Origin of the sequence: Sporosarcina sp. FSL K6-3457 (assembly GCF_038007285.1) — a bacterium.
Classification (GTDB): domain Bacteria; phylum Bacillota; class Bacilli; order Bacillales_A; family Planococcaceae; genus Sporosarcina.
Genome location: NZ_JBBOWX010000001.1, coordinates 572,415 through 583,729 on the forward strand (window position 1 = coordinate 572,415; position 11,315 = coordinate 583,729).

The following is an 11,315-nucleotide window of genomic DNA, read 5'->3' on the forward strand; positions in this document are numbered from 1 at the left end:
ATCAGGAGGCGACGAAATGAGCGAAATTATTTTAGAAATGAATAATATATCGAAAGAATTCCCGGGAGTTAAAGCCTTGTCAAACGTGAATTTCAAAGTGAAAAAAGGAGAGATTCACTGTTTGGTTGGAGAGAATGGCGCGGGAAAATCGACACTGATGAAAGTATTGAGTGGCGTCTATCCATATGGCACATACGAGGGAGATATCGTATTTGAAGACCAAGTGCAACAGTTTCGTGAGATTAATGACAGTGTGAAAACAGGTATTGGCATCATTTATCAAGAGCTGGCACTTTTTCCAGATTTGACGGTCTATGAAAATATATTTGCTGGCAATGAAGTGAGGAAAGGTCCATTCGTTGATTGGAACCAAACGATTGTTCAAGCTACGCAGTTACTAAAAAAAGTAAAGTTAGAAGTGACACCGGAAACATTGATCAAGGAATTAGGTGTAGGAAAACAACAACTCGTTGAAATTGCCAAAGCGTTGAGCAAAGATGTGAAATTGCTGATTTTAGATGAACCGACGGCAGCGCTGAATGAGGATGACAGTGAAAATCTGTTAGAACTCTTAAAGGAGCTGAAAAGTCAAGGGATTAGTTGCATCATGATATCGCATAAGCTGAAGGAAGTTATCCATATTGCCGATAAAGTAACGGTTTTACGAGATGGAAAGACGATTTGCACGCTGGATGCTAGCAAAGGGGAAGTGTCGGAAAATGTCATCATCAAAAACATGGTGGGACGTGAGATTGAAGATATTTATCCAAAACATCCAGACAAGATAATCGGTGACACTGTTCTTGAATTGACGAATTGGTCAGCCTATGATGCGCAGCTAGGGAGAAACGTTGTGAAAAATGTTAACCTTCAAGTGAAAAAGGGCGAGATTATTGGGATTGCTGGTCTTATGGGATCTGGTCGTACAGAGCTTGCGCTGAGTATATTTGGAAATCCAAAAAATTATAAGCTACAAGGGAATTTGGAGATTCAAGGGACGCCAGCGGTATTGAAGCATACAAGTGAAGCCATTAAGGCTGGTATTGCTTATGTAACAGAGGATCGAAAAGGTGACGGACTGTTTTTATTGCAGGATATTAAGAGTAATGTCTCAGCCGCACATCTAAAGGGAATCTCGAAGAAGGGGATTCTCAATTTAAACGAAGAAGTGAAGGTTGGTTCAGAATATAAAGACTCATTATATATTAAAGCAAGCTCACTGGAGCAAGAGGTTGGCAATCTGAGTGGTGGAAACCAGCAAAAAGTATCGCTTGGTAAATGGTTGTTTACTGGACCTAAGATCTTGATTTTAGATGAACCGACACGTGGAATTGATGTTGGGGCAAAGTTTGAAATTTATACGATTATGAATCAGTTAATTGACGAAGGAATGAGTATTATTATGATTTCCTCTGAACTTGGTGAAGTACTAGGGATGAGTGATCGTGTCTATGTGATGGCAAATGGTGCCATCAAAGGAGAACTGACCATGAAGGAAGCGACACAAGAAACAATTATGGAACTTGCGACGCAATAAGGGGGATAATGATGGGATTTTTTAAAGAAGGGAAAGCACTCGTCAAAGCCAATATTCGAGATTACGGGATGTATATTGCGTTATTGGTTATTTTGTTAACCTTTACAATTCTGACGGATGGCTTGTTTATGTCGTCCCGAAATATTAGTAACTTACTAGATTCGGCTGGCTATATTGCAGTTTTGGCAGTTGGGATGACGCTTGTCATTGTCATTCGTCATATTGATTTATCAGTTGGCTTTTTGGCAGGATTTTTAGGTGCAATTACAGCTATTTTCTTGACACAATTGGGCTTGTCGGTATGGATTACCATTCCGCTGATTTTAATTGTAGGGACGATTATTGGTTTATTAAATGGGGCATTGGTTGCGAAGATTGGTATTCCCTCATTCGTTGCTACACTTGCAGGAATGCTGATTTTCCGTGGTGCACTTCTTCAAGTTACGGAAAAAACAGGAACGATTATTATTAGGGATGAACAATTTAATGCGATTGGTAATGGATTTATTCCATCGATTATGCAGATTAATGGTTTGCATCTACTGACATTATTAGTAGGGTTTGTTGGAATAATTTTCTTCATATACAATGAGATCGCCAATCGGCGCAATAAATTGACATATGGCTTTGATGTGATGTCCAAGAAATTATTTAGCGTTAAGCTCATTTTAATATCGGCGGTTATTGCCTATATCACTTGGATTTTAGCTGGCTATAACGGGTTCTCATGGACCGTTATTATTATCATAGCGGTCGTCATTGTCTATCACTTCTTAACGACTAAAACAGTGCTAGGTCGTCATATTTACGCAGTCGGTAGTAATCCAGAGGCAGCGCATTTAAGTGGAATTAATGTTCAAAAAATTACATACATCGTCTTTGGATCGATGGGAATGCTTGCTGCATTATCTGGGATTCTATTCACCTCTCGACTTCAATCGGCAACGACCACGGCTGGAACACTCTTTGAGCTAGATGCGATTGCGGCAGCGTATGTGGGCGGGGTTTCTTCCGCTGGTGGGGTCGGTAAAGTAACAGGTGCGATTATTGGTGCTATCGTGATGGCCTCATTATCGAGCGGGATGAACTTATTAGGTGTTGGAATATCTTATCAATATATGATTCGCGGTGGTGTTTTAGCAGGGGCGGTTATCTTTGATGTTATGACGCGTAAGCAACGGGCTTGAAAGTGAATAATAAAATAACTGGGCAACCTATTTGTAGGGTGTCCAGTTATTCTATTTAGTAAGCATTGTCAATTTTTAAACAGGTGATAAGATGAAAGGAAAGCTTGAGGAAAGGGGAAGGTGTATGCGGAAAAAAGTTGTTTTTATACTTGGAACACTTATTTTGATTTTTAGCTATTTTACCGCTATGTCCGCCATTAAGACGTTTCGTTTAACTAGTACTATGCCTGCTAACCTTCCTTCAGCTCCAGAATCTATTCGTCTCGTACTTATTACGCAAGAGCTGGATACACCTTTTTGGAATAAGGTTGGTCAAGGAGCTCTGAAGCAGGCAGAAGTAGAAGATGTTCAGCTTGAAGTGTGGGGAAGCTATGGTAACAACCAAGAGGATTTTTTGAAGAAAATGGAGGTTGCCATTCATTCAAAAGTGGATGGAATTATTGTACAGGGGCTAGATAATAAGGAATTTAAAGAGCTAACAAAGGTGAAGGCAGCTTTTTATGGAATACCTGTCATTACTGTCGCAAATGATGTGCCTGTGGAGGAGAGCTTGCGCAAAACATATGTTGGTTCGGATCAGTTTGGGGCTGGACAAATGGTTGCTCATCAATTGATAGAAGAAATGGGTACGTTAGGAGAAGTAATTATACTTGGTGATGAAGAACAAGCGTATTATCAGAAGGAACGTTTAGCGGGTATTCGGGATGTATTGAGTAGATATCCAGATATTGAAATGATTGTTAGGGGGACGACAGATGCAAAGGAACAGGTTATAGCAACGACGCAGCGGCTAATGAATGAGGTCCCTCGGGTCTCTGCTTTTATAGCAATCAATGCAAACTATACTGGACCGATGCTTCAAGAAATCGGAAGGCGCACGCAGGTCGAGCCTTATCATATTTATACTTTTGATGACGGAGTGGAGTCAACTGCTCTCCTGGAGCAAGGTAAGCTCGATGGAATTTTGGAGCAAAAGCCGGAGGAGATGGGCAGTGAAAGTGTGAAATGGCTAATGGAGTGGATTTCAGGCAAGACAGTCCCACTTAATTCAAACGGTTATCTCACCGAAACACGCATGGTTCAGGCGAAGGGTGAGGTACGATGACAACGATTCAAAAAAAGATTTGGAAGCTAGTTACTATGATGTTACTGATTATGGGGAGTATTTGGTTGACGCTAACGCATTACAATCAGAAAACGCAGGAGCAATCCAATGCGATTTTACAACGCTATTTGCGGATGAATGAAGTAACAACAGCTAGTCAGCAAATCATCACCAATTTAAATAATTATTTAGTCAGCCCAACAGATCAGCATAAGCAACAGATAAAGAAAAGCATAGATGTTATTCAAGAGGTACAACAGGATGTAGCAGAGCTACGTAACGCGGAAAACACATTTTCAGTAACGAATTATATTCATTTAATCGATAGTCTCATTGAGACGACGAATCGTTTTATTGTATTTTCAGAGGAACAAGAAATGGAAGGGTCGACCAAAGAATTTAATGAAGCAAACCGGATTTCCATGTACATATCAGAAATGACCTTAACGATTTTAGACCGAGAGCTGAAGTCCTCGAATCGATTTTATCGGGATATTATTGAGCAGTCGGAGGAGCTAGAGAAGCTAGGAATCTGGTTGTTGCTTTTGATGACTGTCGTGTTGTTATTGGCTACTTATTGGTTCTCACTCAGTATTACGCGACCGGTTCATCAGCTTACGAAGGCGGCTAATGAATTGTCTCAAGGTCGTTTTAATCAACTGATTGAAGTAAAGTCTAATGATGAGATTGCTTTTTTAGCAAAGACGTTTGACAAGATGCGTATCAATATTAATGACTTAATAGTGGAGATTCAACAAAAGGCACAGCTTGAGCATGAGCTTCAGCAAAGTAAGCTATTGCTGAAGGAAAGTCAATTTAAAAGCTTGCAGAGTCAGATTAATCCACACTTCTTATTTAACACATTGAATACTTTATCGAAAAAGGCATATTTGGATGGTGCTGAGGAGACAAGTGATCTCATTGTCAGTGTAGCGGGCTTGCTACGCTATAACTTAAAGCGGATTGATCGCTCGGTGACATTGTTTGAAGAGGTTGTTGTATTGAAACAGTATATGGATATCCAAAAGGCACGTTTTAGAGACCGTTTACAATTTAAGCTGGACATTGATGAATCATGTTTGCAAGTGAAAATCCCTGGGTTAACCCTCCAGCCCATTATTGAAAATGCGGTCATCCATGCGATTGAGCCGGAGGAAAATGGGGGAATCATTTGGTTTAGAATTAAGAGGGATGATTCCAGTGTCATTATTGAAATCGAGGATAGTGGAAAAGGGATGACGCTAGAGAAGGTAGAGCAGCTATTGAAGGGGAATGTTGTACCTACTGAAGGACATTCTACGGGTATAGGCTTTCAAAATGTCGTGAAAAGATTGCATTTATTTTATGGAGCGGAGAATTTAGTCACGATAGATAGTAGAGAAGGTCGGGGGACAAGAGTAGTCATACAAATTCCACAGGCGAGGGAGGGAAATGATGGTGAAGCTTCTTATTGTTGATGATGAACCGACTGAGCTAGAAGGGATGCAGGCAATCTTGCAAAAAGCATTCCCTGAACTAACTATTTATCAGGGAAAAAATGGGAAAATGGCAATAGAATTAGCAGATACCATTCAACCGGATTTAATCTTAATGGATATTATGATGCCTGGTATGACAGGGCTTGAGGCTATAGAAAAGATTCAGGCGGGACATCCGACGACGAAGTTTGTTATGGTGACGGCATTTGATATGTTTGATTATGCGAGACAGGCTATTAAGCTTGGTGTGAAGGATTACTTGCTGAAGCCAAGTAAGGCAAGTGAAATTGTCTCAACAGTGGGAAGAGTACTAGAGGTGTGCCGGCAGGAGCGTGAAGCGAAGGTTATAAGTCAGATGCAGCAAGAGAAGTGGCAAAAGACGTTGGCGTTGGCGGAGACAGATATTGTGACACAGTTATTATTTGACCATGTACATGAAGTACATATCGATATGCTCGTTGAGATGCTAGCTATTCGTTCAACTTATGAGAAATTTGTTGTAGTCGTGTTGTTGCCAGAAGGAGCAGAACACTATTATGTGCCAATCAAGGAAAAGGTACGTGAAATGGGAGATGCCTGGGTAGGTGCATTATATGGACAGCAACTTCCTATTATTGTTTTTCGTGATCAAAAGAAGTCCTTTCGTTTACAAGCAATTACATTAGTGAAAGCAATTTTATCGCTAGATAAGGAGAAAATGAGCGTAGACTGGTTTATAGGGATAGGTCAGGTTTATGAGTCATTAGATGAAATTCGACAGTCTTATCAAGAGGCGCTTATTGCGACCGCAGATACAACGTCAGTGGTCAAAAGTAGATTCTATTCCGATGCTCCAACTCTTAGCGTAGAGACAGACAATCAGGTTATCAAGCAGCAACAGCAAGACTACTTTGACCAAATTCGTTTAGGAGATTGGGGAGCCATTCGTTCAGGTGTATTGGATTTAATACAGCAGCATGAAAATGCAGGGAATTCACTAGTTTACACGCAGCAGCGAGTGCTTGAATTGCTCTGGATTGCGAACCGAGTGATGGATGAAATGGGTGTGGAGGCGGATACTACATTTTTCTCATTTCAAGCACAGGACTACCGTCAATTACGTACAGAGACACTCCTACTACTCGAGCGTATGAATACTAACTATAAGACACATTACGATCGAGTAGAGGCTGATAAGATCCATCAAATTAAACAATATATTAGTGAGCATTCCCATAAGGATATTTCATTGGATATTCTTGCGAAAAAGGTCAATTTAAGCCCGATTTACATTAGTAAAATGTTCAAGGAAAAGTTGGGCATTAACTACATTGATTTTCTAACGGAGTGTCGTATTGAAAAAGCAAAGAAACTTTTGAATGATCCAGAGAGAAGCCTAAAGGAAATTACATTTGAGGTTGGTTATCATGAGCCGAATTATTTTAGCAAGGTGTTCAAGAAAATCTGTGGGGTGTCCCCGAAGGAATATCGAAAAACGTTAATGAGTAAACAAGCCGAGGTCAAGTAGGGGGGAAGTCGATGAAGCGTAAGGCTATAGGCTTATGGTTATTGGGAATGATCTTGCTAGTAGTTGCTTGTGCAATTACACCAAAACAAACATTGAAAATTGTTGAAGTAGAAGAAACAACGCCCCTTAGTGAGAAGGATGGCCCAATTCGTATTGGATTTGCGATGGATACATTTCTTGAAGAGCGGTGGCTAAGAGACCGAGAAATGTTTCAGGAATCGGTCGAAGCGCTGGGAGCGGAGGTTGAGGTTGTTGCTGCATATGGGAATGATGCGCTTCAGATATCGCAGGCGGAGACGCTGATTCAAAGTGGAATTGATCTTTTAGTCATTGTCCCACATAATTCGGAGGCCACAGCTGCGATTGTCCATAAGGCACACCGTGCAGGTATAAAAGTCATTGCCTATGATAGACTCGTTAAAAATGCGGACCTCGATTTGTATGTGTCTTTTGATAATGAACGGGTGGGCGAGTTGCAGGCTGAAGCGATTACTAAGCTTGTACCGAAGGGCAATTATGTCTTTATTGGTGGTGCGATTACGGATAATAATGCTCATTTATTGAAAAAAGGTGTTTTTAATGTACTGCGTCCATATATTGAACGAGGTGATATTACGATTGTTTATGATCAGTGGACGAAGGATTGGACTCCGGTGAATGCAAAGGCAAATATGGAAGAAGCTCTTCGAACAACTAATAAGCAAATTGATGCGGTGATTGTTGCGAATGATGCGACGGCAGGCGGTGTTGTTCAAGCACTTGCGGCAGCGGGGTTAGCGGGTCAAGTACCGGTTACTGGACAGGACGCGGATTTGGCAGGGGTGCAGCGAATTGTTACAGGAACACAGACGATGACGGTCTATAAGCCGATTCGAACGCTTTCGCAGGAGATAGCAAAATTAGCAGTGGCGATGGCAAGGGGCGAGGAGGTATTTACAGAACGAAAAGTAAATAACGGGAAAATAGAAGTTCCTTCAGTGTTGCTAACACCAATTGCTGTAAATAAACACAACGTCGATAGTACGGTCATTGCAGATGGATTTCATTCTTCTCAGGATGTGTATCAAGTGGTAACGAAGGAATAAGAATTAGCTTTTAAAAGGCGTGTATTATTTTAATGACAAAAAACAGAAATAAAGCATAAATTAATAGTGACATTAGTTTAATTAGGAGTGAAATGTAATGAGAACTCCATGGATTAATCACGAGGAAATGAAGCGGATAGCTATAACAAGACAAACTGTATTTTTTTTCACAGTTACTCGAGAACATTCTAAATTATCGTCTGATGATAGCAAGAATGAGGTGAGTGCTGAAGCAGATAGTAATCACCACGAATTAGATACTCTTTTTAGCGGTGCGAATACAGATGAATTAAATAATCCAATTGACAATTCAGATGAAAATCGAGTCCTAAACCCTCCTATAAAAAATAATGATTTTAAAGAAATGGATGTTTGCCAAGTAGTAAAGAAAATAGAAGAAATTCAAACAAACAACATCGTCGATATTCGATTTTTACCGATCGACCACTTTACAGAGGATTATTATTTTAATAAAATGGCTGATTTAGTAAATGTAAAACAGGCCTATCAAACTGATGTTATTCGTGAAACGGACAATAATTCCCAAGGCAAATCTAGATTTAATTTTGAATATATTTCAGAATTTGATTTTGCTCCTAGCTATATTGAACCAGTAAAAACATTTGGCGCACTTGGAAAGTTGTCTAGCGTCCCAATTTTTGAACCGAGCAAAAAAATGAGTGAATTGAAGGAAAATGGTATATCGAAACTGATAAAAGGACTGAAAAAACTTCAAACAATCCACACCGATGATCGTGTTAAGATAAATCATGTTATCGATTCACAAACTAAAAGTGAGCTCGTGCATATCTCTATAGCCGATACCGCTCTTAACAATATCGAATTAGAAGAATCGAATAGCCTTCTAGGAGAAACAGATAATCCAGGGGGGGATGGGCTAGACATCCAAAATAGCGAGTCCAAACAAATGAGTATATCCCGATTGGTAAATACATTGGAAAAACTTCAATCATTCCGCGCTGCAGATTCCTTTGAATCATCAATGGATATTAATGTTCCAGTTATTGATGTGGCCACCGAGATAGACCGTGCTAATGATTTACAAATCGAAAGTGAATCTGCGCATATTTCTATAACAGATATCGCATTTAACGATATTGAATTAGACAAATCCAGTAGCCCTCTTGAAGAAGCCGACAATCCTGGGGTTATCGAATTAGACGAAGAAAATAGCGAATCCAAACAATGGGGTATACAGCGATTGATAAATACATTAGGGAAAATTCAAACAACTCGCAGTGCTAATGACTTTGAATTATCAATAGCTCATAATATGCAGCTGATTGATATGGCTAACGAGATAGATCACGTTGTCGATTCACAAACCGAAACTAAAACCGAAACCGAATTTGAGCCTGTCCTTCCTTCAGAATCTAGCTATATTGATAATGAAAAATTGGATAGAGATGATACTGGTAAGTTTGAATCTTCAGAAGAGCTAGTAGAGCTTCCTCAGTGCGGTAAAATGTATTGTAAAACTATAAAAAGTCCGTTTTCTACTTTTGTAGAAATTGACGATTTTCTCCACGCGCCTCTATTTGGTGAGATTAGTCAAAATACATTTGAGTTTCTGGACTCATCCAATAAACAAAGCTTTCAATTAGATACAAAGTTTATTAGCACATCTACCTATTATCCGGAGCAGCCTTCTTGCCATCTAGTAAGTTCTGCAATCCATGAAATCATATATTTAACGAAGACTCTTCATACGAATGGAACAAAAAAAGATAAAACGAATAGCTCCAAATCAATTATGATTCCTACCCATTCTTCACGGAAAACAGGTGAATCGAGTCATGAAAATTATACACATGATCTTATAAAGATTAGAGTTCCAGTTGTAGTAGGAGAATACGACATTGAAATATGTATAGAAAAAGAGGTTTTGTTTGAAGAAGAGGTTATAAGGATTAAAGAAGTCTCTAAAAAAGTTGTCCTGACAAATTGTTATTTCACACCGACTCAATTATCTAAACCGTTGGGAGATGGCACGTGTACGGCATCAAGTGGAGTGTTATCGATAGAAGGCTTAATTGTACAAAATATCGAGTATAGCGCAATTTTTGACATGAATGAAAGTTCGGTCGAGGGAAAAGAAGTTATTCATTTACATGAAAAAATTACATTGGAGCTAATGGTCCAATTACTACAAGAACAAGGAATACGAGTTCATTATAATGATTTACAGAACTATAAAAATGATTAGTAGTGGACTGCACTTTTGGATATGAGCTCTTAATAAAAAAGCATATGTTAACTTGTGATAAGATGACTCCGGTATTATTCCAGGGTCATTTTCTTTAAATTCAAAGATAAACTGAAAGAACGGGATAAATTTTTGATGCTCTATAACCATACTACCAACAAAACTTATTGAATTTATCTTCAAAAAAATAAAAGGGACAACTCCGATTTATTATTGCTGTTTTGCCCGTGTGAAAAGGCTAAGCAGACATAATGTAGTAGTGTAAGCTTACAAAATAATTCGAGGAGATGTTTTTTTATGAGCGATAAGTGTGATCCAATCGTTATTCAACAAGCCTGTGAGGTGACATCGACACAACAAATGTCTTTACACGACGAAGCGATTGAGCTACAAAAAGATGACCGTAAACCCACCTTTAAAGTACCTGTTGTTTTAGCAGAGCGAAAAATTCAAATTGTTGTAGAATCAGATATTTCACTTACTCCAGCTGCGACGGAGATAAAGCGAGTAACAAAGAATGTATTTCTAGAGCAGGTCAAGCTTGTACCCGTCAGATTTAAGCAAATTGGCCACACCGACTTTTTTGAAGTTAGAAGAGCTAAATTGTACGTATCAGGATTCATTCGTAAAAACATTGAATATTCTTCCAGTGATTGCAATGGAACACTTCTGGATCGAATTGCTGATGTACCGTTTTCTGGATTTGCGGAACTTACGAAGGATGACTTTCTTGTTTACCCTGTTATAGGGATTTCAGATAGCAGCAAAGCTCAATTCCTAAATGATACAAACGAAATGATTCCTCGTTTGGATAAGTATTTCTTCCAAAATCTTGTGAAATATAATGAGCAGCCATATGGTGAGCTACTTGGTGCCAATTTCTTTGAACTTGATTTTTCACCAGTAATGGTTGAACCAGAAGCAGCGTTTAGCACATTAAGAGAGAAAATTGTGATGGATCTTTATCTAAAAGTATTACAAGTTCAACAATATAAAGTCCATGCTACAAGAATTCTTCCTAAATTTGATGAAGGTACTCTTGGTTCTTAACCCGATAACTATGGTATTTTACCAAAGTAGACACAGAAGTAATTAAATAGATAAAGCCCCTGCATTCATTAGGTATATGCAGGGGCTTCATTTTTTCATGGTTTCTAATTTCAGTTCGTTAAAGAGCAACATTGACTCC

8 protein-coding genes are annotated in these 11,315 nt (G+C 39.1%); all 8 read left to right on the forward strand.

Annotation, left to right across the window (positions count from 1 at the left end):
- Nucleotides 1-16: 16 nt before the first annotated feature.
- The gene (locus N1I80_RS02850; protein ID WP_340736452.1) at nucleotides 17-1,537 is read left to right on the forward strand and encodes a sugar ABC transporter ATP-binding protein; all 1,521 of its coding nucleotides are present in this window, start codon (nucleotides 17-19) and stop codon (nucleotides 1,535-1,537) included.
- 11 nt (nucleotides 1,538-1,548) lie between these two features.
- Complete coding sequence (locus N1I80_RS02855; RefSeq protein ID WP_340736453.1) at nucleotides 1,549-2,724, forward strand: sugar ABC transporter permease; 1,176 nt, start codon at nucleotides 1,549-1,551, stop codon at nucleotides 2,722-2,724.
- Between the two features lie 124 nt (nucleotides 2,725-2,848).
- The gene (locus N1I80_RS02860; protein WP_340736454.1) at nucleotides 2,849-3,829 is read left to right on the forward strand and encodes a substrate-binding domain-containing protein; all 981 of its coding nucleotides are present in this window, start codon (nucleotides 2,849-2,851) and stop codon (nucleotides 3,827-3,829) included.
- Nucleotides 3,826-5,286 carry a sensor histidine kinase gene (locus N1I80_RS02865; protein ID WP_340736455.1) on the forward strand — a complete coding sequence of 487 codons (1,461 nt, stop codon included), beginning with the start codon at nucleotides 3,826-3,828 and terminating at the stop codon, nucleotides 5,284-5,286. Before N1I80_RS02860 ends, N1I80_RS02865 begins: the two co-directional genes overlap by 4 nt.
- Nucleotides 5,264-6,814 carry a response regulator gene (locus N1I80_RS02870; RefSeq protein WP_340736456.1) on the forward strand — a complete coding sequence of 517 codons (1,551 nt, stop codon included), beginning with the start codon at nucleotides 5,264-5,266 and terminating at the stop codon, nucleotides 6,812-6,814. The genes N1I80_RS02865 and N1I80_RS02870 overlap by 23 nt, the downstream gene beginning before the upstream one ends.
- Before the next feature lie 11 nt (nucleotides 6,815-6,825).
- Nucleotides 6,826-7,899: a D-xylose ABC transporter substrate-binding protein gene (gene xylF / locus N1I80_RS02875; protein ID WP_340736457.1), complete on the forward strand. Its 1,074-nt coding sequence runs from the start codon at nucleotides 6,826-6,828 to the stop codon at nucleotides 7,897-7,899.
- 97 nt (nucleotides 7,900-7,996) lie between these two features.
- Complete coding sequence (locus N1I80_RS02880; RefSeq protein ID WP_340736458.1) at nucleotides 7,997-10,126, forward strand: BC_2427 family protein; 2,130 nt, start codon at nucleotides 7,997-7,999, stop codon at nucleotides 10,124-10,126.
- Nucleotides 10,127-10,423: 297 nt separating this feature from the next.
- Nucleotides 10,424-11,176, forward strand: a complete 753-nt coding sequence (locus N1I80_RS02885) for a CsxC family protein (protein WP_340736459.1) — start codon at nucleotides 10,424-10,426, stop codon at nucleotides 11,174-11,176.
- Nucleotides 11,177-11,315: the final 139 nt, after the last annotated feature.

Bases quoted from the DNA above. Each gene is read 5' to 3' on its own strand.
- N1I80_RS02850 (WP_340736452.1), top strand. From the start codon at position 17: ATGAGCGAAATTATTTTAGAAATGAATAATATATCGAAAGAATTCCCG.
- N1I80_RS02855 (WP_340736453.1), top strand. From the start codon at position 1,549: ATGGGATTTTTTAAAGAAGGGAAAGCACTCGTCAAAGCCAATATTCGA.
- N1I80_RS02860 (WP_340736454.1), top strand. From the start codon at position 2,849: ATGCGGAAAAAAGTTGTTTTTATACTTGGAACACTTATTTTGATTTTT.
- N1I80_RS02865 (WP_340736455.1), top strand. From the start codon at position 3,826: ATGACAACGATTCAAAAAAAGATTTGGAAGCTAGTTACTATGATGTTA.
- N1I80_RS02870 (WP_340736456.1), top strand. From the start codon at position 5,264: ATGGTGAAGCTTCTTATTGTTGATGATGAACCGACTGAGCTAGAAGGG.
- xylF (WP_340736457.1), top strand. From the start codon at position 6,826: ATGAAGCGTAAGGCTATAGGCTTATGGTTATTGGGAATGATCTTGCTA.
- N1I80_RS02880 (WP_340736458.1), top strand. From the start codon at position 7,997: ATGAGAACTCCATGGATTAATCACGAGGAAATGAAGCGGATAGCTATA.
- N1I80_RS02885 (WP_340736459.1), top strand. From the start codon at position 10,424: ATGAGCGATAAGTGTGATCCAATCGTTATTCAACAAGCCTGTGAGGTG.